The 25,529-nt window shown below is 43.6% G+C and carries 20 protein-coding genes; 12 read left to right on the top strand and 8 right to left on the bottom strand.

What is annotated here, in order from left to right; translation table 11 throughout:
• Positions 1-168: 168 nt before the first annotated feature.
• Positions 169-363, bottom strand: coding sequence for a hypothetical protein (locus tag FBY58_RS09510; protein WP_260432100.1), 195 nt, complete (start codon positions 361-363; stop codon positions 169-171).
• Between the two features lie 18 nt (positions 364-381).
• Positions 382-1,041: an ABC transporter ATP-binding protein gene (locus FBY58_RS04435; protein ID WP_141920614.1), complete on the bottom strand. Its 660-nt coding sequence runs from the start codon at positions 1,039-1,041 to the stop codon at positions 382-384.
• A gap of 296 nt (positions 1,042-1,337) precedes the next feature.
• On the opposite strand from FBY58_RS04435, the gene FBY58_RS04440 reads away from it, so the two are divergent.
• Both FBY58_RS04440 and FBY58_RS04445 read left to right on the top strand, forming a co-directional pair.
• Positions 1,338-2,537, top strand: a complete 1,200-nt coding sequence (locus tag FBY58_RS04440; protein WP_260432101.1) for a polysaccharide biosynthesis/export family protein — start codon at positions 1,338-1,340, stop codon at positions 2,535-2,537.
• 198 nt (positions 2,538-2,735) lie between these two features.
• Positions 2,736-4,607, top strand: coding sequence for a DUF885 family protein (locus tag FBY58_RS04445; protein ID WP_141919676.1), 1,872 nt, complete (start codon positions 2,736-2,738; stop codon positions 4,605-4,607).
• 62 nt (positions 4,608-4,669) lie between these two features.
• Here the strand turns inward: FBY58_RS04445 and FBY58_RS04450 are convergent, their stop codons facing one another.
• On the bottom strand, positions 4,670-5,770 hold the full coding sequence (locus FBY58_RS04450; RefSeq protein ID WP_141919677.1) for a branched-chain amino acid aminotransferase: 1,101 nt from the start codon (positions 5,768-5,770) through the stop codon (positions 4,670-4,672).
• Between the two features lie 47 nt (positions 5,771-5,817).
• On the bottom strand, positions 5,818-6,711 hold the full coding sequence (gene folD, locus FBY58_RS04455) for a bifunctional methylenetetrahydrofolate dehydrogenase/methenyltetrahydrofolate cyclohydrolase FolD (RefSeq protein ID WP_141919678.1): 894 nt from the start codon (positions 6,709-6,711) through the stop codon (positions 5,818-5,820).
• 226 nt (positions 6,712-6,937) lie between these two features.
• Between folD and FBY58_RS09515 the strand changes: the two genes are divergently transcribed.
• From FBY58_RS09515 to FBY58_RS04480, 6 genes are all read left to right on the top strand, one after another.
• A complete protein-coding gene (locus FBY58_RS09515) occupies positions 6,938-7,525 on the top strand; it encodes a cation transporter (protein ID WP_260432103.1) in 588 nt (195 codons plus the stop codon).
• Positions 7,417-9,165: a copper-translocating P-type ATPase gene (locus FBY58_RS04460; protein ID WP_260432104.1), complete on the top strand. Its 1,749-nt coding sequence runs from the start codon at positions 7,417-7,419 to the stop codon at positions 9,163-9,165. Before FBY58_RS09515 ends, FBY58_RS04460 begins: the two co-directional genes overlap by 109 nt.
• A 3-nt stretch (positions 9,166-9,168) precedes the next feature.
• Positions 9,169-9,378: a heavy-metal-associated domain-containing protein gene (locus FBY58_RS04465; RefSeq protein WP_141919679.1), complete on the top strand. Its 210-nt coding sequence runs from the start codon at positions 9,169-9,171 to the stop codon at positions 9,376-9,378.
• Positions 9,379-9,963: 585 nt separating this feature from the next.
• Positions 9,964-11,373, top strand: coding sequence for a nitronate monooxygenase family protein (locus FBY58_RS04470; RefSeq protein WP_141919680.1), 1,410 nt, complete (start codon positions 9,964-9,966; stop codon positions 11,371-11,373).
• A 252-nt stretch (positions 11,374-11,625) separates the two neighbouring features.
• The gene (locus tag FBY58_RS04475; protein ID WP_141919681.1) at positions 11,626-13,071 is read left to right on the top strand and encodes a catalase; all 1,446 of its coding nucleotides are present in this window, start codon (positions 11,626-11,628) and stop codon (positions 13,069-13,071) included.
• Between the two features lie 169 nt (positions 13,072-13,240).
• Complete coding sequence (locus tag FBY58_RS04480; RefSeq protein ID WP_141919682.1) at positions 13,241-16,267, top strand: ligand-binding sensor domain-containing diguanylate cyclase; 3,027 nt, start codon at positions 13,241-13,243, stop codon at positions 16,265-16,267.
• Positions 16,268-16,270: 3 nt separating this feature from the next.
• Here the strand turns inward: FBY58_RS04480 and FBY58_RS04485 are convergent, their stop codons facing one another.
• Positions 16,271-16,666 (bottom strand): MliC family protein, encoded by a 396-nt coding sequence (locus FBY58_RS04485; protein ID WP_141919683.1) that lies wholly within the window; start codon positions 16,664-16,666, stop codon positions 16,271-16,273.
• A 149-nt stretch (positions 16,667-16,815) separates the two neighbouring features.
• Here FBY58_RS04485 and FBY58_RS04490 point away from each other — a divergent pair, with 149 nt between their 5' ends.
• Both FBY58_RS04490 and FBY58_RS04495 read left to right on the top strand, forming a co-directional pair.
• A complete protein-coding gene (locus FBY58_RS04490; RefSeq protein WP_141919684.1) occupies positions 16,816-17,946 on the top strand; it encodes a hypothetical protein in 1,131 nt (376 codons plus the stop codon).
• A 49-nt stretch (positions 17,947-17,995) separates the two neighbouring features.
• A complete protein-coding gene (locus FBY58_RS04495) occupies positions 17,996-18,439 on the top strand; it encodes an ASCH domain-containing protein (protein ID WP_141919685.1) in 444 nt (147 codons plus the stop codon).
• Between the two features lie 37 nt (positions 18,440-18,476).
• Here FBY58_RS04495 and argJ read toward each other — a convergent pair whose 3' ends face one another.
• A complete protein-coding gene (gene argJ, locus FBY58_RS04500) occupies positions 18,477-19,706 on the bottom strand; it encodes a bifunctional glutamate N-acetyltransferase/amino-acid acetyltransferase ArgJ (RefSeq protein ID WP_141919686.1) in 1,230 nt (409 codons plus the stop codon).
• 361 nt (positions 19,707-20,067) lie between these two features.
• On the opposite strand from argJ, the gene secA reads away from it, so the two are divergent.
• Both secA and FBY58_RS04510 read left to right on the top strand, forming a co-directional pair.
• Positions 20,068-22,842 carry a preprotein translocase subunit SecA gene (gene secA / locus FBY58_RS04505; RefSeq protein WP_141919687.1) on the top strand — a complete coding sequence of 925 codons (2,775 nt, stop codon included), beginning with the start codon at positions 20,068-20,070 and terminating at the stop codon, positions 22,840-22,842.
• Positions 22,843-22,903: 61 nt separating this feature from the next.
• Positions 22,904-23,605 carry a cold-shock protein gene (locus FBY58_RS04510; protein ID WP_260432105.1) on the top strand — a complete coding sequence of 234 codons (702 nt, stop codon included), beginning with the start codon at positions 22,904-22,906 and terminating at the stop codon, positions 23,603-23,605.
• A 44-nt stretch (positions 23,606-23,649) separates the two neighbouring features.
• Here the strand turns inward: FBY58_RS04510 and FBY58_RS04515 are convergent, their stop codons facing one another.
• Complete coding sequence (locus FBY58_RS04515; RefSeq protein ID WP_141919688.1) at positions 23,650-24,045, bottom strand: hypothetical protein; 396 nt, start codon at positions 24,043-24,045, stop codon at positions 23,650-23,652.
• 223 nt (positions 24,046-24,268) lie between these two features.
• The gene (locus FBY58_RS04520; RefSeq protein WP_141919689.1) at positions 24,269-25,165 is read right to left on the bottom strand and encodes a reverse transcriptase domain-containing protein; all 897 of its coding nucleotides are present in this window, start codon (positions 25,163-25,165) and stop codon (positions 24,269-24,271) included.
• Between the last annotated feature and the right edge of the window lie 364 nt (positions 25,166-25,529).

Here is a 25,529-nt window from a genome sequence, read left to right on the forward strand (position 1 = left end):
GATGATGAGGTGATGACTGGAGGAAAATACGCAACGGAAAGTGAGATTTTGGGATCGCCTGTGGCCACATTTGGCGATAAATTTTACTGAGATACTGCCACTTTTTAATTTTTTCAGTCGGAATTAGAATTCGACTATTCCACAATTTTTCGACATGATCAAGAAATGTCAAAGCGCGATCAGTGGGAATACGCCCATATTGACCAAAATATTGGTTGCTGCAAAAACAAGTTGCCCTGGAATCTGTCGTAGTAATTCGCGGGCATAAGCCATTTCAACCCGATCAACCCCTGTCGGTGTTGCGTGAAGTATACGCGATAATAAACGGGACAGATCAAGGATGATCTCTCGATCTGGCAGCATAAAGTTATCCTTTAATAATCAAGATTGGCGTTGTTTTTCCTGATGGAACTCAATGGCCTCTTCTATGCTATCAAACAGATGAAGTTGCTTCTGATACATAACAGCACCGCTGTCGCAATATTCCCTTAATGTATTGAAATCATGGGAAATCATTACCAAAGTACCATTTGTTCGGCGTTCTATTAAAGCCTCGTGACAACGATTCCGGAAGCGTTCATCTCCAGCACCAGTAACTTCATCAACAAGATAACAATCAAATTGTACTGCTAATGATACGCCAAAAGCTAATCGAGCAACCATACCAGCTGAATACGTTTTAATCGGTTGTCTAAAAAAAGGCCCTAACTGTGCAAAATCTTCAACATAAGCTAAAAGCTCGTCTTCTTTTTTGCCATAGACACGCGCAATGAAGCGACAGTTGTCAGCACCCGTCAAACTGCTTTGGAAAGCACTCGTGTAACCGATCGGCCAAGAGGTCGACATCTTGCGTGTTATTTTGCCTAAAGTTGGTTTTTCAACCCCAGAAATAAGACGAGTTAAAGTCGATTTTCCAGCACCGTTCGCTCCACATATACCAATGCTTTGACCTCGACTTAATGTAAAGTTCAGGTCTCGAAATACAGTATTTTCAAATTTGTTATTCTTGTATATTTTTGTGACATTTTCAAATTTTATCATTTCTTTACCATAACTATTTTGAATAACTTTAATATTTTGCCTTGAAGAAACAATTGAAAGCGTCAAAACTGGTCATTCCTTTATAGAAACATTATCCGAGCCCTTCTATAGAAGAATGATTCCACCGTAAAAATTTATAAAAGAGGCAGAATGAACAGCGTTTTAAAGGTTGCTCACAAAAATGCGGAGTTGTGCTTTATTTTTTTTCAACGATATAGCATGAGCTCTTAGTGATGATGAATTCTTGCCAAGCCTTTTCTCGATCAATATCGAGACGTGCCCGATCCTTACCACAGTTGGGATGTCTGATTTTACCTATTTTATTGGCAGGTTGTAATTCGCTGCCTTCCAGCGGACCTACGGCACACCAACTGTTAAAAAGAACTCAGCCAGGTAAAAATCCTATGGATATCTCGGTGGTTAATTTGAACCTACCTGGGAATGGTATGAAGGCAGTCCTTGCCGCAGATAAAAGTAGCGAAATTTTGGATGACAATATTTCTCTTTCTTCTGCCGCGGAAAGATACACCAAAGAAAACGATAGTGATAAAGGCCGAAATCTCAAATTAAGAGCTCTCGCAATGGAAGGAAGAGTTGATCTCATTGGCCCTGGTGATGTTCTTCGAATAAGTATTTATGAAGCGGGTACCCGTCTTTTTATTGGTAATAGTAATCGTTACGGTTATACAGGGGTCGATCCTTCTGCCTCGGCTGAACATTTTGATATTGTCGCAGTTGATGCAATGGGCACTATCAAATTGCCCTATGCGGGTCGCTTACGTGTCGCAGGATTGCGTGTTGTACAAATTCAACATTTGATTGAAGAGGCTTTTACTACCCAATCTCAGAAACCTCAGGCTATGGTTTCGGTGCTAGAAAATGTAGCGAATACGGTTTTTATTGGTGGAGATAATGCCACAAAAGCATCGCGTATGCCGCTGACTTTATATCATGAACGTTTGTCAGATGCGGTTTCTTTTGTAGGCGGGCCGCACTCGCTTCTATCTGATACTGTCGTTATTTTTTCACGAGGGGGCAAAACGGTTAAACAGCGCCTCGACCATATTACGCCGGAAAGTCCCGATAATCTTGTTTTATTACCAGGTGATCGGATTGAGCTCGTAAGGCGGCCGCGAACTTTTGAAGTCTTTGGTGCAGGCAGTCGAGTTGAACAGATTAGTTTTAACAACCCAGAGGTCTCTCTAGCTGAAGCCCTTGCTAGGGGGGGGGGGCCTAACGATAATATTTCAGATCCTAGAGCCGTTTTTCTGATGCGTTTTGTACCAGATGAAAATGCCCCAAATAAGGAACGACCTGTTATCTATCAGCTTAATATGCTGGATCCTGCGAGTTATTTTTTAGCACAGAGATTTACCCTGCGGGATAAGGATGTCCTTTATATTGCCAGCGCCAAGTTAACGCGTGCGATTAAGGCATCTAGTATTATTAATCAGATTTTTGCACCGCTTCTTATTGCAAGAGCGGCAGCTTTCTAAGCTCTGATTCATTGGAGGTTGGATATAAATCATAAGATTTATATCCAACCTCAAAAATATTATTATATTTCTGTCTGATATTTTTTCTTGCTTCCCTTCACATAATCAGAAAAGCTGATGTCGCTTAAGAGTAAGTTTAGCCTTGTCTAAATTTGGGGACATTTTTGTGAGTGAAATGTGAAGGGGGAAATATCAGTTATGGGTAATCCAACAAAAGGTATGCCGGATAATCAGAAGCGAAGGCAGCTTCTGAAAACAAGCGCAACGATGGTTATAGCCGGTAGTATTGGAAATATTTTGCCTAAAATGGCAATGGCAGCAACAGAATCTCCGTTATCAGGTGTGCTAGAACAATTTGCTCATGAAATTTTGATGTTATCGCCAGAAATGGCGACAAGCTTGGGCTTGAATAAGGGCAAATTAGCCGGTCTTGAAGCCAAATTGTCCGATAATTCTGAAAAAGGATTAGCGGATTGGTCGCGTCAGATTCGATCCATGCGTCAAAGGCTTGATAAGGTTAAAACCAGTATCAAGAATGAACAGGATCAAATTCATTACGAGACAGTGTCTTATGCTGTCGATCGGGGTCTAGACGGCCTTAAATTTTCTTATGGTGGTGGTGCCTCAGCTGGATTCTCAGGTGGAACAGAAACCTACAGCCTGAGCCAACAGAATGGCGTTACTACCTCAATTGCTGATTTTCTGAATTCGCAGCACCGGATTGAAAATAAGGCCGATGTCGAAGCTTATCTTTTACGACTACAGGCTTTTTCCAGGCAAATAAAAGAAGAAACTGAAGAGTTAAAAAGAGAAGTTTCTATCGGGGTTATTGCTCCTGATTTTATTGCTCATAAAGCTCTGGCACAAATGCAGGATTTCCGGGCGACTAAACCCGAAGAGCAAAGCTTTGTCCGCAATCTTGATATTCGAGCAAAAAAAGCGGGTATTCAAGGTAGTTTTTCAGATAAAGCCGCTCAAATTGTCAAAGATAGCCTCTATCCGGCTTTAGATGTCGAGTTAGCTGAGTTCGCGAAAATCATTCCTCATGCGGGGAGTAATCCATCTGTCTCGCGTTTACCCGACGGAGAAGCCTATTATAATTGGGCATTACGGCTGGGAACGACTCTAACCACGCCTGCATCAGATATCCATAAAGTCGGCCTTGAACAAAATGAAATATTAAAGGCTGAAATGGATGTTCTGCTGAAATCGCAAGGATTTACGCAGGGAAGCGTCGGGCAAAGACTACAGGCCTTAAGCAAAGATCAGCGTTTTATTTATCCGGATAATGATACCGGACGGGCCGAAATACTTGCTTATTTGAATGACCGTCTGGCGGCTATTCGTCCGCTACTTTCGAAATTGTCCCATCTAGGTATGAAAGCGCCGATCATCGTAAAGCGCGTGCCGCCTGATGTCGAAAAAGGCGCACCGCTAGGCTATATGAACTTTCCAGCTTTGGATGGTAGCCGCCCTGCAATTTATTATATCAATCTGGCATCGACCAACCTTTGGCCACGTTATTCTTTGACCACGCTGACAGCCCATGAAGGTATTCCGGGGCACAGCTGGCAGGGTGCGTATCTGGCCGAGCATCATAGCGAAATTCCGCTTATTTCATCGATGATGGGCTTTAATGCTTTTGTCGAAGGCTGGGCGCTATATGCTGAAAAACTGGTGGACGAGCAGGGGCTTTACGCCAACGATCCTGTCGGCAGAATCGGTTATCTATTAGATCAACAATTCAGAGCTTGTCGCTTGGTGATCGATACGGGGCTTCATTCCATGGGATGGTCGCGTGAACAAGCAATCCGCTATCTGATCGACGAATGTGGTTATGTGGTCGATGCCGCGACCAGTGAAGTTGATCGTTATTGCGCAAGCCCGGGACAGGCTTGTGGCTATAAAATGGGACAGCTTGAAATCCTACGCTTGCGTCAGATGGCAAAAAGCCGCTTGGGATCGGCTTTCGATTTGGCTTCTTTCAATGATGCTATTGTTGAAACCGGCGGCGTGCCTCTTTCTGTATTAGGTGATGTCATCAACCGATATATTGCTGGCGTAAAATAAGATCCGACATAAAAAAGAGCCCCTTTTTGGAGGGGCTCTTTTTTACTTTCATAAGAAAACAATTAGACCCGTTTGACCCAATCGTAAGGATCAGCAGCCCGTCCATATTGCAAATCAATTAAGGATTCTCTTAATTCATTCGCAACTGGATTATTGGCGCCTTCCTTGCCGATTTCGAAATCGCCATGGGTGTCACATACTTTACCGATTGAAGTAATAACCGCAGCTGTCCCACAGGCGAAAGCTTCTAAGAGCTTGCCTGATTGGGCATCGCTGCGCCATTGATCAAGGCTGTAGGGCTGTTCCAGAACCGTATATCCCTTGTCCTTTGCCAAGGCGATAATAGATTTTCTGGTAATCCCGTGCAGAATCGTCCCTTTCAGGGGCGGAGTGACTAATGTCTTGTCATCCATGACAAAGAAAACATTCATACCGCCTAATTCTTCAATCCAGCGCCGTTCGATAGCATCCAGAAAGACAACCTGTGCGCAGCCATGTGCATAGCCTTCAGCCTGAGAAGTCAGGCTGGCGGCGTAGTTACCACCACATTTTGCCGTACCAGTGCCGCCAGGAACTGCGCGGACATGGTTTTCGGAAACCCAAATCGGAACGCCTTTAGTGGCGTCTTTGAAATAGGATCCAACCGTGCAGGCAATAACCGCAAAGATATATTCTTTGGCAGGTTTAACACCCAAGAAAGGCTGGCTAGCAATCTGGAAAGGACGGATATAGAGGCTGCCACCTTCTGCATTCGGTACCCAGTCACGATCTATATCGACCAGTTTATGAACCGCATCCAGAAAAATTTCTTCTGGCAATGGCTGCATCGCCATGACTTCTGCAGAATGCTGGAAGCGACGCGCATTTTCTTCTGGGCGGAACAGCAGGATTTCATCTTTAGGGCTGCGATACGCTTTCATCCCTTCAAAGATTTCTTGCGCATAATGCAAGACGGAGGCAGCTGGATCGAGAGGTAACGGCTGGCGTGCCATGACCCGTCCATTATGCCATCCTTTTTCTTCGGAATAATGGATGATGACCATATGATCGGAAAATGTCGTACCGAAGCCAGGGTTTGCCATCATCTCTTTCCGCTTGTCAGCGGGCGTTGGATGATCTGTTGGTTCTACTGTAATCGTAAAGGGTGTTTTTGTTTGAGACATAACTGAGCCAATCTTTTTGATAACAACCGAGTGGATTGTTCGAAGCTTTAAGAAACGGGAGTCAAATTGCGTGCTGCCTGAATAGTATTATTGAGAAGACAAGCAATAGTCATTGGCCCCACGCCACCCGGAACCGGCGTTATAGCAGAGGCAACCTTAACCGCTTCGGCAAAATCGACATCACCAACGATGCGCGTCTTGCCCGCCGCTTTGGCAGCTGGATCTTCGGCCGGAATGCGGTTGATACCCACATCAATAACGACAGCGCCAGGTTTCAGCCATGAAGCTTTGACAAAATGGGGAATGCCAACGGCTGCGACCACGATATCAGCCTGCCGACAGAGTTCTTCCAGATTTTTGGTATGGCGATGGGCAACGGTAACCGTGCAATCAGCCGTTAGAAGTAACTGCGCCATCGGGCGTCCAACGATTGTAGAACGGCCAATAACCAAAGCATGTTTACCTTGAAGGCTGCCTAAATTATTTTCAAGCAGCATCATGCATCCAGCGGGCGTGCAAGGCACAAGCGTTGGCTTGCCGATAGCCAAAAGGCCTGCATTGACGACATGGAAACCATCAACATCTTTGGCCGGATCAATCGCTTCCAGAATAGTCGGCGTATCAATATGCTTGGGTAAAGGTAGCTGAACCAATATACCATGCACGGCTGGGTCATTATTAAGAGTCTGGATTAAATCCAGTAATTCTTGCTGGCTGGCATCCGCATCAAGACGATAGCTGAGCGAATTCATACCGACCGCTTCGGTCATCTCTTCTTTTTTGCGGACATAGATACGGCTGGCAGGATCTTCGCCTACCAGAATGACTGCGAGCCCCGGAACGACATTGCGTTCTTTCTTGAGTGTTTCGACGTCTTTGGCAATTTTATTGCGTAAATTGGACGAAAATTCTTTACCATCAATAATTATTGCCTCAGCCATAAACAATCCTTACAACAAAAATATTCAAAGAATCAGCCCAGTCTTATAGGCTAAGCCATGCCCTATATAGGGGGATCGCTTTATTTTGGAAGAAAACAAGTCTTAAAAATTCCTTTGATAAAGAAAATAAATTATAATCATCAAAAGAATAGCGGCACATTTTTAAAGCTGATGGGTTAGTCTATTTTGGCCTTTGACAAATGGCGATTGGGAAGAATCCTGCACCATGGCATCGAAACAGACTTTTTCGTTATTAATTGATGGTATGGAATGTGCGGCCTGTTCAAGCCGTATAGAGCGGGTATTAAATCGTCTCCCCAATGTCGATGCGTCTGTCAATTTTGCGACAGAGAAAGCTCATGTCACTTTTGATCCTGCATCAACCCAAATTACCGATATTATCAAAGCGATAGAGAAGGCTGGCTATCGCGCCAGTGAGGCCGATAAAATAGACAATGAAAAACGTCGTTTGTTAGAACAAAAACAAGGAAGACAAACGCTTCACCGTTTTCTGATTGCGCTTTTTTGTAGCCTGCCTTTCTTATTCCAAATGATCGCGATGTTTTTACCTGCGCATCACATGGGTAAACATGGCTTTGAACTGCCCCGTCTTACGCAATGGGTATTGGCGACCATTGTTGAATTTGGTGCCGGTGCGGCTTTTTCAAAGCCGCATGGAAATCGCTTCGTTCTGGTTCAGCCAATATGGATGTTTTGGTCGTTTTGGGAACGGGCATGGCCTATCTTTACAGTAGTATCGTCTACTTTGCTGGTCTTGGGCAGTTACATGTCTATTTTGAAGCGAGCGCCATGATTATCACGCTCGTTTTACTGGGGCGTTTGCTAGAAGATCAGGCAAAAAATCGGGCGGGTTCTGCCATGCAGACATTGCTGTCTTTGCAACCGCAAACTGGCCATATAGAGCGGGACGGAGACGTTTCCGATATTGGTATAGATGAAATCGTAACTGGTAATATTCTTCTGATCTGTTCGGGAGAACGGGTACCTGTTGATGGCCAAATTATGGCAGGTGAATCCGCCTTTGATGAATCAATGCTCACTGGTGAAGCCATGCCTGTGGCTAAAGAAAAGGGTGATAAAGTTTTTGCTGCCAGCATCAACAAAGGGAGTACAATCAGGATAGAAGCCATTGCGGTTGGGCAACAAACCGCCTTGGCGGGCATTATCCGTATGGTCGAAGATGCCCAAGGATCAAAAGCGCCTATCCAAAAATTGGCTGATAAAATAGCAGGTATTTTCGTGCCATTGGTTATTGCGATTGCTTTTCTGACCTTGGCCTTAAGCTGGTTTTTTACCGGATCTTTCTCTCATGCGCTTATTTCTGCAGTCGCGACACTAGTGATTGCATGTCCTTGTTCTTTGGGGTTGGCGGTTCCAACTGCCATTATGGTTGGGACGGGGGTAGGTGCCAGAAATGGTATTCTTATTCGCAATGTTGATGTATTAGAACGGGCTAAAAATATTAACTATCTGGTCGTCGATAAGACAGGCACCGTAACGGAAGGAAGGCCGGAAGTATCGACACTATCCTGCGCCACCAACAGAACGGAAGACGAGCTGTTAACGGTTGCGGCCGCTCTTTCTAGCCAGTCTTCCCATCCTTTATCGCAGGCGATTTTTGCCTTTTGTCAGGATAGGGGGATAAAAACCGCTATACCCGATCATATATCAGAAAAGGCGGGGCTTGGGATTTCGGGCATAGATACCGATCATCATGATATCAGAATGGGGTCTTTGCGTTTTTTACAAGAGGCTGGCATCGATGCTAAAAATTCGGAGCCAGCTTTAAGATCGGAAGCTAAAAGCAAAAAAGAAATAACCGAAGATGCCAGCCTTGTTCATATGGCCTGTGATAAACACTATTTGGGATATATCGCTTTAGCTGATCCCATCAGACCGAGTTCGAAGGCGGCAATTAAAAAATTGCGGGCTTTGGGGATCGAAGTAGCAATGATGACAGGTGACAACGCCGTTACGGCCAAGGCGATCGCAGCAAAAGCGGGTATCCAGCATTACAAGGCCGCTTTGTTGCCCGAAGATAAGGCAAATAAAGTCCAGACTTTGAGAAAACAAGGCTATTATGTCGGCATGGTTGGGGATGGCATCAATGATGCTCCGGCTTTGGCTGTCGCCGATGTTAGTTTCGCGATCGGTACCGGTTCCGATATTGCGATAGAATCTGCCGATGTTATCTTGATAAAATCAAGTCTGAAGGATGTTGCCCTTGCGATATCGCTTTCACGAGCAACGATGCAAAAGATGAAACAAAATCTATTTTTTGCTTTTATCTATAATGTTTTGGGAATTCCGTTAGCCGCCTTTGGTTTTCTTAATCCGGTGATTGCCGGTGCTGCGATGGCGATGAGTTCGGTTTCCGTTGTCGGCAACTCACTTTTATTGAGCCGGTGGACGGCTTTTCAGTCAGGGAGATAACGAATGACCCGCGTAATTTTTCAGGTCGAAGGGATGCATTGCGAAAAATGCGTAAAAACCATTGAAAATGGTTTGAACCAGTTTGACGGTATTTCTGCGGTATCAGCCTCTTTAAAAAACAAGGCTGTCACCATAGATTATAATCCAGAGAAAGTGACCGAAGAGGCTTTGAGAAAAGAAATAGAAGACTTGGGATATGATGTGCCGGCTTGAACGAAAACAATAGCAAGGCTGAATGTAGCAAATCAGGATATTCCAGTCTGCCCGTCTTAAAGCAGACAGACTGGAAATCTCTCCTTAATACTTGCCCTAATTTTATATCATTTGGCGGAAAAGTAAATTTATATAATGTATTTTTTTGTAACTTAGATTAATTTTTTCTTCATAAAAAAGATCATATTTTTTGCTTTTATCGCTATATAATAAAAATCACCCCATATCTGAAATTTTGGCGGTATAATATCCAGGGGGGCATCAAACTCTGAAATGCCAAGCAATCAGAAAGATTAGACTAAATTCGAGGGTGTTATTTTTAAATTTCAAAAATGAATTATTTTTCAATATAAAATTTTTTATATGACTTTTTATTGGAACAATAGTTTAAATAAAGCAGATTTTGACAATAAATCTTTTTCTATTTTTGACTAAATATTTAAAATGTTTCATTCTCGATATTAAAAGAACTAATTTAAAATTTTGTAACCCTCGTGAATGATTTGAAACTAAACTTCTCTGTTTTTTATTGATAAAAGCGCCTTAACCCAGATTAAGAAAATCGTATTTTAAGGGAGGATTAACTTGTTCAAAGGCTTGCACCCAATCCGTTACGGCAAGCGTGAAGTATGGCCTCTGATTGAAGGCGGAAAAGGTATCGCCGCATCGGATCATATGAGTGCAGGTGCTTGGGCGGCTGCCAATGGCATCGGCACGATTTCTGCTGTTAATGCAGATAGTTATGATGAAAATGGCCAGATTATCCCCCAGATCTACCATGCAAAAACACGTCCAGAGCGCCATAAAGAATTGGTGCAATATGCCATCAATGGTGCCGTTGATCAGGTTAAACGTGCCTATGATATTGCTTCTGGCAAGGGCGCAATCAATATTAATGTGTTGTGGGAAATGGGCGGTTCCCAGACCATTTTGAAAGAGGTTTTGGAGCAAACCAAAGGATTGGTAACGGGTATTACCTGTGGTGCGGGTATGCCTTACAAGCTTTCTGAAATTGCTGCCCATTATCAGGTTTATTATTTACCCATCGTTTCTTCAGGAAGAGCCTTTCACGCTTTATGGAAGCGGGCTTATTCCAAGGTGCCTGAATTTTTGGCCGCCGTTGTTTATGAAGATCCTTGGTTGGCCGGTGGTCATAACGGGTTATCCAACGCCGAAGACCCTCTGTTACCCCAGCATCCTTATGAAAGAGTGCTGAATTTACGAAAAGTAATGCGTGCCGCAGGTATTCCCGATAGCACCCCAATCGTTATGGCGGGGGGCGTCTGGCATCTGGAAGAGTGGAATGATTGGATCGACAACCCTGAATTGGGCGCGATTGCATTCCAATTCGGAACAAGACCTTTGGTTACCCAAGAAAGTCCTGTTTCCTTGGCATGGAAAAAACGCCTGATGCAGCTCGATGAAGGTGATGTCTTGTTGCATCGTTTTTCACCGACCGGTTTTTATTCCTCTGCTGTCAAAAATACGTTTTTACGTAACCTTGAAGGCCGTTCTGAACGCCAGATCGCTTTTTCGGTTAAGGAAACGGGTGATCATACTTGTTTGCTGGATGCTGGTGTGAACAGCCGTGCTAGCTTTTGGGTTACCGACAGTGATTTGCAACGCGCCCGCCAATGGGTAGCCGATGGTTTTACCACTGCATTGCGCACGCCTGACGGCACGCTTGTTTTTGTCACGACAGAAGAAATGCGGATAATCCGTAAGGATCAGGCGGATTGTATGGGCTGTTTAAGCCAGTGCAATTTTTCATCTTGGTCGGAATCGTCAGAAAAAGGCACTACTGGCCGGATTGCTGACCCACGGAGTTTCTGCATCCAGAAAACTTTGCAGGATATTGCCCATAGCGACGAGATTGAAAACAATCTGATGTTTAGTGGTCATTCGGGCTATCGGTTTAAAACCGATCCTTTTTACGCCAATAATTTTATTCCGACGGTTCAACAGTTAATCGACAGAATCCTGACAGGAAAATAAAAACAATTATTGAGGCCTGACTAATTACCCTGCAGTAAACATGCAGGGTAATTTTTTTAATATTATTCAAAATCGACCTTATTATTCACTCTATTCACCGTATGGAGCAAAGTTTTAAGGATACAACTGCCCCGACCATGCGTTCAGCCATAAATAGACCAGTCGGGCAGGGCTAAATTTTGAGGCTGCAATTCAGCCATTATTGCTTTCCTGCTGTCTGGCGAAAATCCCCATTAAGCACGAGGGTAAGCAATGACGAGACCCAATCTTCACACTGAATCAGGCCGGATTGTTGGCGATAACCAAAATAGTATTACCGCAGGCAAAAGAGGCCCGACCTTACTGCAAGATGTCTATCTGGTTGAAAAGCTGGCTCATTTTAACCGTGAACGTATTCCCGAACGGGTCGTTCATGCCAAGGGTTCTGGCGCATTTGGTGAATTGACGGTAACCGCCGATATTACCCGCTTCACAAAAGCTAAACTGTTTTCCAAGGTCGGCAAAAAGACGCCGATGTTTGCCCGCTTTTCTACTGTGGGTGGAGAAAGAGGTTCCGCCGATACCGTGCGTGATCCACGGGGATTTGCTTTAAAATTCTATACCGAAGAGGGAAACTGGGATTTAGTCGGCAATAACACCCCTGTTTTTTTCATCAGGGATGCAATTAAATTTCCCGATTTTATCCATACGCAAAAGCGTGACCCGAAAAGCAATTTAAAAGACCCGAAAATGATGTGGGACTTTTTCTCGCAAAGCCCAGAAAGCTTGCATCAGGTTCTTATCCTCTTTTCAGATCGCGGTATTCCGCTTAGCCACCGCTTTATGCATGGATTTTCAAGTCATACCTATTCGATGATCAATGAGGCAGGTGATATCCACTATGTGAAATGGCATTTCATTTCACAGCAGGGAATCAAAAATATGCCTGTCGAAGAGGCTGAAAAAATCGCAGGTAGTAATCCTGATCATTATCAACAGGATCTGTTCTCCGCGATCGAAAAGAGTGACTTTCCGAAATGGAAGGTCGCAATCCAGATTATGACACCGGAGCAAGCCCGCAAGCAGCGTTTGAATCCCTTTGATGTGACCAAAGTTTGGTATCATAAAGAATTTCCGCTGATGGAAGTTGGCTTTTTTGAACTGAATAAAAATCCCGAAAATTATTTTCAGGATGTCGAACAGGCGGCTTTTTCTCCTGCGAATACGGTGCCCGGTCTCTATTTCAGCCCTGATAAAATGCTGCAAGGTCGGCTTTTCGCTTATGCCGATACCCAGCGTTATCGTTTGGGTATTAATGCGACCCAGATTCCGGTCAATCGCCCAAGATGTCCTGTGAATGGTTACTATCGTGACGGCGCTATGCGAGTTGACGGCAATGGCGGGGATAGTCTCAATTACGAGCCTAATTCTGACCCATCTTCACCTTTTGAAAATGCGTCATATAAAGAACCAGTCATCCCAGTGGATGGTGACGGCGATCATTATGACCGCTATGAAGATGCGGGTAATGAGAATTATGAGCAGCCCGGCAAGCTTTATCGCCTGTTAAAAGAGGATGAAAAAGCGCGGCTGGTTGCTAATCTGGCGGCATCTTTGGGTGCGCCATCTGTCCCTAAATCAATAAAAGATAAACAAATAGAATTGTTTACGCGCTGTGATGCCGATTTAGGAAAGAGATTGACAGAAAGTTTGGCATAAAAAAACAACAGTCTTAGTTATAAAAAATATATGCGCTTCTCTCTTTTGGGAAGCGTATATATTTATATTTTCACTGTCTGTTATTTACATTTTTTTTGTTAATTTTTGTTCAGGAAAAGATTATATCAAAATAACTTAAATAGTTTCCAAAAGCTAAAAAGATTTCTGTGTGTTCTATATTTCTTGTTTTCTGCAAAAACTTTGTTTGTTTTTACTTTGCGTAGGCATCACAATATTTTTTGCGGGAATAACACCTCTGAAGGCCGCCGACACATGGGCGGATTGGCAGCCCGTCTATATCCGGACGGTCGATATTTCCAATGGGAACCAGAGTTTACACAGCAATATATCGGCGATTACCAAGGATAAGCAGGGCTTCCTTTGGTTTGGAACCGCGGGAAGCGGTTTGATTCGTTATGACGGACAACATGCTGATAGTCTTAGATATTCTCCAACTCAGAAACTAAGCTTACCCGATAACGTTATTCACAGTCTGATTGCCTTACCGGACGGTGGTTTGCTGATCGGGACGGATGTGGCCGGTGTTGTCCGATTTAATCCGCTGGATAATAATTTTTATCCTTATCCCTCAACCGGAAACCAGAATTTAGGGAGCCGTATTTATTCTATCGTGGCGGATAAAAAGGGCGGATATTGGATTGGATCTGATATCGGATTGTCGCATATTGATGCTGATTTAAAACATACCAAACAATTTTTTGTCTTCTGTCAGGATAATGACACCTGTTCCAGCCAGACACGCGCGATATGGGAAGATGAAGACGGTTCGCTTTTATTGGGAACCGATAATGGCCTAGTCCAATATTCAGCTAAGACCCAGAAATTTACCACGCTTCTCTTTAAAAACAGCCTTTTTAAAAATGACATGGAAGGGATTCGCGCGCTTTATCGCGATTCAAAAGGTCGCCTTTGGATCGGAACAGAGGCGAACGGCGTTTTCTATATGACTGCGGATGGCAAGCTACATCAGCCAGAAGCGTTACAGAAAGATAGCCCATTTATCCGCTACCATTCGGTCAATGACTTTGTGGAAACCTTTGGTGGGGCCTTATGGATTGGCACGAGGGGCGGCGGGGTCTTATCTCTGGATGAGAAAACCGGAAAAATAAACTTTATCCACCGGAATGTTGCCGCATCAGAAAGCTTGGGCAGTGACTCTGTTCGGGCTTTTTTCCGTGAAAAAACGGGCAATATCTGGGTCGCGACAGGAGATAATGTCGCCTTTTATACCCAAGAAGACGATCATATCTTTACCTTTAATAATAACGGCATGAGCAATAAGTCTTTAGCGGATTGGAATGTCTTTTCTATTTTAGTGACCCAAAATAAGCAGATCTGGTTGGGTCTTGGTAATGGTCAGGTAGATTGGTTAAACAAAAAACAGGGTTCTATCCGACATCTAAAATTAGAAGGGCTAGCTTCTGGTGAAGCTATTCATAGTCTTGTCGAATTGGATGATGGAACCATACTGGCTGCATCAAAGGGATTAAGCCGAATTGACCCGAATAAACTCAGTATTTCGCCTTATCCTGTGCCGGGATTGTCAGAAAATCTGATCGTTACCAATCTGCTATATAAAGACGGTGCCGTTTATATCGGCACACCCGAAGGGCTGTTTATTTATCATATAAAAACGAACAAGACCGAGCACTTAACTCATACCAATAGTGACAAGAACAGTCTTTCTAATAACCGGATACTGGACTTATCCTTTAAACCGAATGGCATCTTGGCGATTGGAACCGCGAAGGGTCTTAGCTTTTACAAAGTAGACGAAAAGAAATTTCATAATATCCTGCATCGCAACGACAATATTAACACCATTCCTAATGATTATATTGCCGCGCTCCGTTCTGTCGGAGATAAGCTTTGGATTGGCATCAGGGGCGCCCTTCTTGAAGAAAAGAAAGGTATCTTTTCTCTTGTTTCTATGCCGCGAAATGACGTGTTTTGTGAGACGATTCAAAGCTTAATCAATGACACCCGCAACCGTTTATGGATCGTTGGCAGCAGTAAATTAGCGACTATCGACCCCGAAACGAAAAAAATAGACAGAATAAGCCGTCGGATAGATGACGAGAAAATGATCTATTATCCGCATAGTGCCGCTATCGGCGCGGATGGGGAAATATTGCTGGGTGGTTCGAATGGTTTGACGGTTATACCTGCCGAATTTCGGCCTGATATCGTACCAGAACCTAAAGCCCGTTTAGCCTTAACCAATATCAGAATTAACGGACAAGAATTACCTTATGGCAAGCTGCCAACGGCAGGGCAGACGCTGAATCTGTCATCTCATGTTACCAATTTGCTGCTGCGATTTTCGCTTTTGGATTACGGTTTTACAAGGCAAATTCGTTATAGCTATCGCCTTTTGGGGCAGGATTCTGACTGGATCACCTTACCGGCAGGCAGTATTCCTTTTGTAATCTATTCCCGTTTACCGGCAGGGCATTTCGTTTTTGCGCTTCGTGCCTCTATCCCAGGGGTAGACCGGCCTATTCTGGAAACAAGATTTCCAGTAAATGTCGCATATAGATGGTATGAATATCGTTTTGTCAAAATTGCCTTTTTGATCGCCATTGGCCTGCTTCTTTATGATCTTGTTTCAAACCAGATCAGAAAATTGCGCCAAATGATTGCCAATAAAACACAGGAATTAGAAGAAACCAATCAGCGTTTAAAAAAGTTAGCAAATACAGATGAATTAACAGGCCTTCTTAATAGGCGCGCTTTTACAGAAATTTTTGAACGATATTGCGAAGAATTCCATACAACTAAAGACCAATTTTCTATTTTTATTTTGGATATCGATTTCTTTAAAAAGATAAATGACAAAGAAGGTCATTTGGCTGGGGATTCGGTCATCCAATATATTGCTGAGAAAATTACCGAAAATATTCGTCAAAATGATTTAGCTGCCCGCTATGGGGGCGAAGAATTCGTTATTATGCTGCCCAAGGCCGATATGGAGACAACCCGCAATGTTGCCTTGCGTATCGGTAACGCCATTTCTGAAAAGCCGGTTTCATACCAAGGACGCGAAATCCCCGTTACCGTTAGCATCGGGGTCGCCTTGATGAAGAACGATGATACGGCCAATTCTTTACTCGAACGGGCTGATGAAAGACTTTATATGGCGAAGAACGAAGGTCGGAACCGCGTTTCTTCTTGATGCCTAATGTCTTTTTAAAAGACGACAGTCTTGGTAAATGACATGGGTATTTTGAGCATCATCGCCTGCAAAGCTATAAAGCGATGCCGAGTTGCCTTTTTCCCACCAGACAAGACCATGCGATAAATCCGTTCCATGATGGCCGACATAGCGCGCACCGCTGGCAGAAACTGCTTCTGTTAAGCCGTAGCTTTGATTATCAAGGTCGATGTACAGAAAAGAGACAGATGATTTTTTCTTCCGATCTTCTGTGGTGATATAATGTACGGTAACGTTTTTCTTGTTATCGCATAAATAACGATATGATCGTTGTTGTAGGTTCAAGACATTGGATGCCTGTTTTGCCCAAAGTGGGGTCGCGGTTAAAAGTGCAAAAAGGGTCAAATGTCTCAATTTCACGGTCAGACCTCATTTATTATTATGTGTACTGATTCAAGATATTTAATGCATACTTTTAGATAAGGTAAAACAATATCGTTTTTGTTGAATATGGATGTTGTTCGGCACATATATCTCTATCCAGCTAGAAAGAGGATCGTCTGTTGAAAATGAAGAATTTTTCTCTCCTTTCTTTGTTTTTATCTACTGTTTTTGTGACTTGCCCGCTTTATGCGCAATCGGATCAAGGCGATGTCATGCCGGTTGCCGTATCGGGCGATGTCGAAAAAACGCATCGGGCGATTGATTATGTCGGCGGCTGGGCGGTGACCAGTGGCGGAAAAACAGTCATCGAAATCGAAATAGAGCAGACTCATAACAGTCGTAATCCCTTTGGTGGTTTTCTCAGCCATCCTCATCTGGATATTACGACCAAGGCTTTCACCAATGTGCATGGTCCTTTGGTCAGGGAAGAAATTGTCGCCAGTCGATTGTTTGACGATCATCTGTTTTTTTCGACCCGTGACGGGTTAGGTGCACGCCATGATATCGAAATGCGGCTTGATAATAACGACAGCGCTTCTTTGAATATTCTGGATATAGCCGGTATCCGCTGGCCGATTACTAGAACCAATAGTCGGGCACCTTTTACGCTGAACTGGGATATCAATCACGTCTATACAATAGATCGGCCAGAATTGCCGCCGAACACGGAAATTATCAGGATTTATCGTGAAGTTCAGTCTTCAAAATCGCCGAATGAAGAGATTGCTGGAGCCGCGCGTTTGCAGAGGGTGAAGGATATCATTTCTCAAGGCAAACTGCATACGGCACAGGATTTTAATCAGGCCGCTTATATCTTAAACCGCAGTTCCAAAGCTGAAGATGCTTTGCTGGCGCATAGTCTGGCGATGGCAGCTTTGGCGAATGGTGACGAGACCGCAATTACGACAGCCACCAATAGTTTGGATCACTATTTGATGCTGAATGGTCGTCCCCAGATTTATGGCACTTGCCGCCAAGGCCTTGCCAAGAATAGTCCTATCCAGCAGCCCTATGACAACACCGCTATTCCCGAAAGCTTGCGTCATGAACTGGGTGCTTTTGAGCCAATTGCGTCTCTTGCATCCAGCACTGCCGAAAAAACGCCGGTAGCGGCATCTGTCGCGACGGAAAATCCAATAAAAGACAAAGTTGCGCCCACAACGCCCATTATTATAAATAGAGCAGGGCGGCGTAAAATCGCGATGGGGCAGCCAACAACAGCAAAAAAGACTCCCACGATGGCACCCCAAAATTAGGAATTAATCCTATCTGTCATTGCCTAATATGTGAAGGATGAGCTAAAAAATGACAGATATCTATGATCGGAATGAAGCGGTTATTTCGCTGTGGCCGGAATTTGCCGAAGCCATTGTTGCGGGCACAAAAACAGTCGAATTTCGGCGGCGAATACCGATTCCGGCTTTATCGGCACGAATATGGATTTATGCGACCCGTCCGATCAAATCGGTGATCGGTTTTACTTATCTTGAGGCGATCGATACAGGAAATGTCGATCAGCTTTGGCAAAAATACGGAAAAGAAGCCTTCTTATCTGAAAAGCAATATCGCGATTATTTTGAAGGTACAGATAAGGCGATCGCTTTTTTGTTAAGAGATCACCAAAAAATAGAACCCATTGGCCTTGAGCAAATGGCGGTTGTCCGTCCTCATTTTTTGCCACCGCAATCTTTGACATGGTTGAGGAAAGAAGAAACGCAAAGACTGGTTACACTTGTCGGTATAAAATAGGCAAAGGACGCTGTTTAAAAACAGCGTCCCCCTAGAATTAGCTCCGGTAATCGGCGTTGATTGAAATATAACCATGCGTGAGGTCACAAGTCCAAAGTTGGGCTTTGCCTTGACCCAAACCGATATCAACCGAGATGTCGATTTCTTTGCCTTTTAAATGTGAAGCCACGGGTGCTTCGTCATAATCGGGAACAACCATACCTTTGGCTGCCACTTCGATGCCGCCGAAACGAATAGACAGTAAATCCCGTTCGGCGGGCTGCCCCGCTTTACCGACAGCCATAACGACGCGTCCCCAATTTGCATCTTCTCCGGCCATGGCGGTTTTCACCAATGGAGAGTTAGCGATTGAACGCGCGATGATATGGGCGCTTTCGTCAGAAGCCGCACCGGTTACGGTTACGCTGATAAATTTGCTGGCACCTTCACCATCTCTGACAACCTGTTGTGCCAGATCAAGGCAGATGGCCGTGATCGCTTTTTGGAGCTGGTCTGCATCTTTGTCTTTGGAAGAAGACAGCACAGGATTACCTGCGGCTCCAGTTGCAAAAGCCAAAACCGTATCCGAAGTTGACGTGTCACTATCAACCGTAATGCAAGAAAAGCTTTTTTTGTTAGCTTTGGTCAGCATCTGTTGCAGGAATTCAGGAGAAACGGCAGCATCCGTAAAAATATAGCCCAGCATGGTTGCCATATCGGGCGCAATCATGCCGGAACCTTTAATAATGCCGACCAATTTGACCGCTTTGCCTTGAATGGTGATTTCCTGACGAGAGACTTTTGGGAAAGTATCCGTCGTCATGATGGCATTAGCCATATGTTCCCAGTTAACGTCTTCTGCCGAAAAGGCTTTTTCTAGACCTGCACAAGCCGTATCAATCGGCAAGGGAACGCCGATAACGCCGGTTGAAGAAACAAAAACTTCATGTAAGGCGCAGTTTAAATGATCGGCAACACGCGCCGTAATGGCAGCAACCGCTTCGCGTCCCTTATGCCCCGTGAAAGCGTTAGAATTTCCGGCATTAACGACCAGAGCCCGTGCTTTTCCTTTTTTCAAAGCCGCGCGGCACCATTCTACTTCTGGTGAAGGGCAGGCTGATTGCGTCGTCAGACCGGCGACGACAGTGTCTTTTTGGAAAAGAAACAGGCTGAGATCATTGCGTTGCCAATTTTTATAACCGGCGCAGACCGTTCGTAATGTAATCCCGTCTATGGCCGGTAGTTCGGGTATATAGCTGGGCGCAAGCGGTGAAATATTGGCGATCATACAAAAAGATCCTTCAATCACAATAGACTGGCCGGTTTGTTGATACGGCTTGATAGTGTATCATCACTATAACGATGCGTGTTTATTCGTTAAAGAAAGATATAAAAAGCTCGAAAAAAAGATTAAATAGCATTAAGACTGCTGAAACACTCTTGGCCACCCTGATCTCTCATATAATCTGACCGCTCATCAGAAAAATCGACAGGGTAAGAGAAAAGAGGCATTGTTTGTAATGGGGGGAGGGGATGATTGACGTTACCAAGGCGGCGACCTATCTTCTTTTCAACTTATCAGCTTAAAAGGTGAACCCTTGCCGGTTCACTTCGTTCACCGCATATTTTGAAATTGTTAGGGACTGTCCATGTTCGGCGCTATTGCCAAGGCTTTATTCGGCTCTGCTAATGATCGTTATATCAAATCCCTGCGCCGTATTGTTGAAAAAGTAAACAGTTTTGAACCGAGCGTTTCTGCGCTTGATGATGAAGGGCTTGCCCGACAAACGCTTCTGTTTAGGGAAAGATTGGCCAAGGGGGAGACGCTCGACATGCTCCTGCCGGAAGCCTTTGCGACCGTCAGGGAAGCCTCGAAGAGAACCTTGGGACAGCGTCACTACGACGTCCAAATTATCGGTGGTATCGTTCTTCATCGTGGTGAAATCGCAGAAATGCGGACGGGTGAAGGTAAAACGCTGGTTGCGACCTTGGCTTGTTATCTGAATGCCTTGGATAGCAAAGGTGTTCACGTTGTAACGGTGAATGATTATCTGGCAAAACGCGATGCCGAACAGATGGGGCAGGTTTATCGCTTCCTCGGTTTGACTGTCGGCGTGGTTATGCCGAATATTTCAGACGAAGAACGCCGTCAGGCCTATTTGGCTGATATTACCTATGCGACCAACAACGAATTGGGTTTCGATTATCTGCGTGATAATATGAAATATTCGCGGTCGCAGATGGTTCAGCGGCCTTTCAACTATGCCATTATTGATGAAGTTGACTCTATCCTGATTGATGAAGCGCGGACGCCGCTTATTATTTCAGGCCCGACCGACGATAAATCCGATTTGTATATCGCGATCGATCAGGTCGTGAAAAAGCTGAATGCTGATGATTACGAAATCGATGAGAAGCAGAAAAATGTCGTTCTGACCGAAGACGGGACAGAACGGGCAGAACAGCTTTTGAGAACCGATGGCCTTTTGCTGGAAGGCAATCTTTACGACTTTGAAAATACCCAGATTGTCCATCACCTCAATCAGGCATTGAGAGCGAATTTGATGTTCCGGCGGGATGTCGATTATCTGGTCAGAAATAACAAAGTCGTTATCATTGACGAATTCACGGGACGCATGATGGATGGTCGCCGTTGGTCAGAAGGTCTGCATCAGGCCATCGAAGCCAAAGAAGGCGTTCAGATTGAACCCGAAAACCAGACCTTGGCGTCGATTACTTTCCAGAATTATTTCCGACTTTATCCGCGTATTGCCGGTATGACGGGAACGGCGGCGACCGAAGCGACCGAATTTCATCAGATTTACAAGATGAATGTCGTGACGATCCCGACCAATCTTCCGGTGCAGCGGAAAGACGAAAACGACCAGTTCTATAAAAATCTGGAAGATAAATTCCGCGCAATTGCCAAATCGATTAAAGAGCATGCCACCAGTGGTCAGCCGATCTTGGTTGGTACGGTTTCGATCGAGAAATCAGAGCTTCTTTCCGAATATCTGCATCATGAAGGCGTGCCGCATAAAGTTTTGAATGCGCGTTACCATGAAATGGAAGCCCATATCGTGGCACAGGCCGGACGATTGGGCGCGGTAACCATTGCAACCAATATGGCTGGCCGTGGAACCGATATTCAGTTGGGTGGTAATGTTGATTTCCGTATTGCCGATGAATTGCGCGATATGGAAGAAGGAGCAGAACGCGATGCTGCGATCCTCCGCATTAAAAAAGAAGTAGAAGAAGAAAAGCAAAAAGTTATCGAGGCGGGTGGCTTGTTCGTTTTGGGAACAGAACGTCATGAAAGCCGCCGGATCGATAACCAGTTGCGTGGCCGTTCGGGTCGTCAAGGTGACCCCGGATTGAGCCGTTTCTACCTCAGCCTTGATGATGATCTTTTGCGTATTTTCGGTTCGCAAACCATGTTCTCGAAAATGATGAACAAAAGTTTGGCTGATGGTGAAGCAATTGTTAGCCCGATCATGTCAAAGGCTATCGAAACCGCGCAAAGAAAAGTCGAAGCTCGCAATTATGATATTCGTAAACAGGTCGTCGAATATGACGATGTGATGAATGAACAGCGGAAAGTTATCTACGAGCAACGCGCGACCGTGATGGATGCGGAATCGGTTAACGATCTTGTTGAAGAAATGCGGGAAGAAACCATTGGCGCTTTGGTAGCAGAAACTTGCCCCGAAGGTCAGTATGTCGAACAATGGGATATCGAACAGTTAAAAGAAAAGGCGCTCGATATTCTTAACCTCGATCTGCCAGTGCAAGAATGGCAGGAAGAGGAAGGCATCGACACCGAAATCGTCGCTGACCGTATTTTTGAACTGACCGATCAGGCCTTAGCTGACCGGATTAAAGATATTCCGGCCGATCAATGGGCGGGTATTCAAAAGAATACCTTGCTTCAGGCGATCGATCACCATTGGAAAGAACATCTTTCTGTTTTGGACAGCTTGCGCCAGATCATCCACCTGCGCGCTTATGCTCAACAAACGCCGATCAACGAATATAAGCATGAAGCCTTTGCTTTATTTGAGCGGATGCTGTTGGCTATTCGGGAAGATGTGACCAGAAATCTTCATCGGGTCGAGATTTATCAACCATCCTTGGAATTGTCGGAATTACCAGAATTTTTCAAAAATTCTCCTGAACTTATGGCGGCTTTGAACGAGCAGGAGAAAATGCTTTTTGAAACAACGGTTGATAGTCAAAATCAGGCACCGGATGATCAAATTATGGTCAACCAAGTTGCAGCGCAACAAGGGGCTGCCGCCCAGACTGATTCCCTGTCCGATGCTGACCCTGCCCATTGGGTTGGAAAAATAAGCCGTAACGCGCCTTGTCCTTGTGGATCTGGCAAACGTTACAAGCATTGCCACGGTGCCTTCACCGAAAAATAAAAAATAGAAAAGCTGCCTTCGGGCAGCTTTTTTTATGCCAATCTAAAATTTTTGTTTTATTTTGAAGCTTTTAGAAAAGACGTCTTTCATTTTTTATGAAAGCGTCAATATTTTTCATGAGTATTTATACTATAAATTACTTTTTTCTTTCTTGCTCCATGCTACCTTGATTGCGAGGAGGAGGAGAATGCCCAATATACAGCGTATTTCTACTATAGAAAAACAGATCGACATGCCTGTTTTCAATCAAAACCCTGAAGATGTTTTTATAACAGGCTATGTGAAGTGGTTTGATATCGCCAAGGGGTTCGGTTTTTTAATCGGATCAAAAGGTGAGGGGGACATTTTACTGCATTTTTCCGTGTTAGAAGAATATGGGAAACGCTTTTTACCCGAAGGCACATGGGTAAAATGTCTGGCTAAAAAAAGCCGCCAAGGATTGAAGGCTCATAAAATTCTTTCTTTTGAAAAAAATAAAGAAATAAAGCCTAATTCAAAGCCTGTTGAGGAAGCTGTACCGACACCGCCTGAAAATGACGGGGAGGTATTTGAACAGGTGACGATAAAATGGTTTAACCGCACCAAAGGCTATGGTTTTTTAACCAGAATGACGGATGAACAGGATATTTCTGTCCATGCAGAGACTTTTCACACCGCTGGTATTAAAAAATTCGAAGCAGGCAAACAGCTTTATGCTTGTTTGAAAGAAGGTGAAAAGGGTTTATCCGCCCATCTTCTGAGAGAAGACATAGTAATTAAGTAGAAAAATACCTTTATCATATTAATTATATAAATTAATTTATATAATTAATATGAATATTGTGGGGGTTCAATGCTTTCTAAGCCAAATGTATAGTAGTATTTACGTGCAGCGCGCCACCCGCGGACAAAACTTGGCAACTTTGGGTCTGGACAATTTTCATCGTCCCAAGCTTTTTTATCAAGCCATCGACCTGTAATAAGATCTTCTATTGAAGGCACGAGAGCAACCTTGCCATGTTTTTCGCAAAGAATTTTGCGTCTTTTTTTCATAGCAAGATGCAAATTAACAATTAGCCAGCTATCCAACTGTTTTAATGTTTCTACATCTTCAAGTAGAGCGTAGAATCCCATAAGACCTTTCATCTTATGAAGTTTTTTACTGCTCTTAAGAAAGCCGTCAATTTCTTGTTCTTCTAATCCGCCATAGAGATAGCCTCTCAACTCAAGTATAAGCCCTAAGAGATCCCAATCATACGTTTGACCTACTGCACGACACCTAGATCGTTCGAACCCAATTTTTCTAGGATAGTGTAAAAGATATACTTGTATTAGACGGGACATTTTAGTGATTATACGATCATGAACATATTTTGGAATTTTAAGGCCTTCTTTTGTAAAGCTGTATCCAAGATAATCTATTTTAGAATAATTTCTTATTTCAGCTTTATTTTTTTATTAAAGCTATTCCTGGAGATTTTTTTTCGTTAATTATTAATCCACTATTCTTGCAATGTCCTATAAATGTTTCTTCAATCTGCTCAGCTTCTGCATAAGAAGAGCAAAGTGCAACGACGTCATCGGCATACCGAACAAATTTTCCTGATTTTCGTTCTAGTGCCATATCTAGTTCATGGTTTGCTAAATTTGCTAGAAAAAGAGAAATAGATGAACCTTGAGGAGTGCCTCTATGTCTTCTTGAAAATTTTTGATTTTGATAATTAAGTCTGTCTGCAAATTGATGTCGCATAAATTCTTTCAAGACAAAGCGCTCGTGAGGTGTAGTTGCGACCAATTCACGATCATCTAAAAGACGATTCATATATTTAGTGGGAATTGAATCAAAGTAATTTTGAAAGTCAATTTGAACAGAAAATAGTCTTTTGTAGTTAATGCCGCTTTTTAAAGCTAAAATAGCGTCAAATAAATTTTTTCTGGGATCATATGCATAAGAAAATGGTGATAATTTTTTTACATTTCTGTCCCGAATATTTCGAAAAATAACATTTGCCAATGCAGAGTCAGGGATGGAGAAGGCCATTATTTCTCTAACCCCACCATTTGGTTTTGGAATTTGATGTTTAATAGCCGGAATAGGTCGATATGTATTAGTACAGACTTTTTTCCATATCGTTCTTGCTATAATATTTGAATGTCGAGCACAGTGAGCGGGGTCAAAATGATTATTTAGATAAGGATTTTTATCTTGCGGTAGTTTCCCTTGTATACCTGTCCGCTTTTTAAATTTTTCTCTATATTGATTTTTTTTAGCTTGGATGGTGTTATTCTTTTGTTGTTTTTTGCGACAAAGTCTTTTTATCTCTAATTTAATTGCTTTTTCCATAAGAAATCGACGAGAGGCCCTAATCTAATCATACGTCCGCAGACAGCGTACAGAATAAGGCGTCACCCTTTCTGCTCTTCGATACTCTCAGTATCGGGTAACTTGGCCTCCCGTCTAGGCTACTGCGCCATATTTTATATAGAGAAAATATTTTATCTTTTGTCAATAAAATTAAAAAGGATAATAAAAATTTATTTGATTTATCCTTGTTTTTTTAAGTAATTCTTAGTGGAAATATACCGCTCCATTGGCATATCACCTTTAAGATTTTTTATATGACTTAACCTTGAAATTCGTCTTTTAAGGATTTCTATTAGGTCTATAAGCAGTAAAACGTCCTTTGGTTGAATGATATAAAAGAGAT

This window comes from Zymomonas mobilis (genome assembly GCF_006715975.1).
Classification (GTDB): Bacteria; Pseudomonadota; Alphaproteobacteria; order Sphingomonadales; family Sphingomonadaceae; genus Zymomonas; species Zymomonas mobilis_B.

Bases quoted from the DNA above. Each gene is read 5' to 3' on its own strand.
- secA (WP_141919687.1), top strand. From the start codon at position 20,068: ATGTTCGGCGCTATTGCCAAGGCTTTATTCGGCTCTGCTAATGATCGT.
- FBY58_RS04435 (WP_141920614.1), bottom strand. From the start codon at position 1,041: ATGATAAAATTTGAAAATGTCACAAAAATATACAAGAATAACAAATTT.
- FBY58_RS04475 (WP_141919681.1), top strand. From the start codon at position 11,626: ATGACGAGACCCAATCTTCACACTGAATCAGGCCGGATTGTTGGCGAT.
- FBY58_RS04520 (WP_141919689.1), bottom strand. From the start codon at position 25,165: ATGGAAAAAGCAATTAAATTAGAGATAAAAAGACTTTGTCGCAAAAAA.
- FBY58_RS04445 (WP_141919676.1), top strand. From the start codon at position 2,736: ATGGGTAATCCAACAAAAGGTATGCCGGATAATCAGAAGCGAAGGCAG.
- FBY58_RS09510 (WP_260432100.1), bottom strand. From the start codon at position 363: ATGCTGCCAGATCGAGAGATCATCCTTGATCTGTCCCGTTTATTATCG.
- FBY58_RS04490 (WP_141919684.1), top strand. From the start codon at position 16,816: ATGAAGAATTTTTCTCTCCTTTCTTTGTTTTTATCTACTGTTTTTGTG.
- folD (WP_141919678.1), bottom strand. From the start codon at position 6,711: ATGGCTGAGGCAATAATTATTGATGGTAAAGAATTTTCGTCCAATTTA.
- FBY58_RS04465 (WP_141919679.1), top strand. From the start codon at position 9,169: ATGACCCGCGTAATTTTTCAGGTCGAAGGGATGCATTGCGAAAAATGC.
- argJ (WP_141919686.1), bottom strand. From the start codon at position 19,706: ATGATCGCCAATATTTCACCGCTTGCGCCCAGCTATATACCCGAACTA.
- FBY58_RS04495 (WP_141919685.1), top strand. From the start codon at position 17,996: ATGACAGATATCTATGATCGGAATGAAGCGGTTATTTCGCTGTGGCCG.
- FBY58_RS04450 (WP_141919677.1), bottom strand. From the start codon at position 5,770: ATGTCTCAAACAAAAACACCCTTTACGATTACAGTAGAACCAACAGAT.
- FBY58_RS04460 (WP_260432104.1), top strand. From the start codon at position 7,417: ATGGATGTTTTGGTCGTTTTGGGAACGGGCATGGCCTATCTTTACAGT.
- FBY58_RS09515 (WP_260432103.1), top strand. From the start codon at position 6,938: ATGGCATCGAAACAGACTTTTTCGTTATTAATTGATGGTATGGAATGT.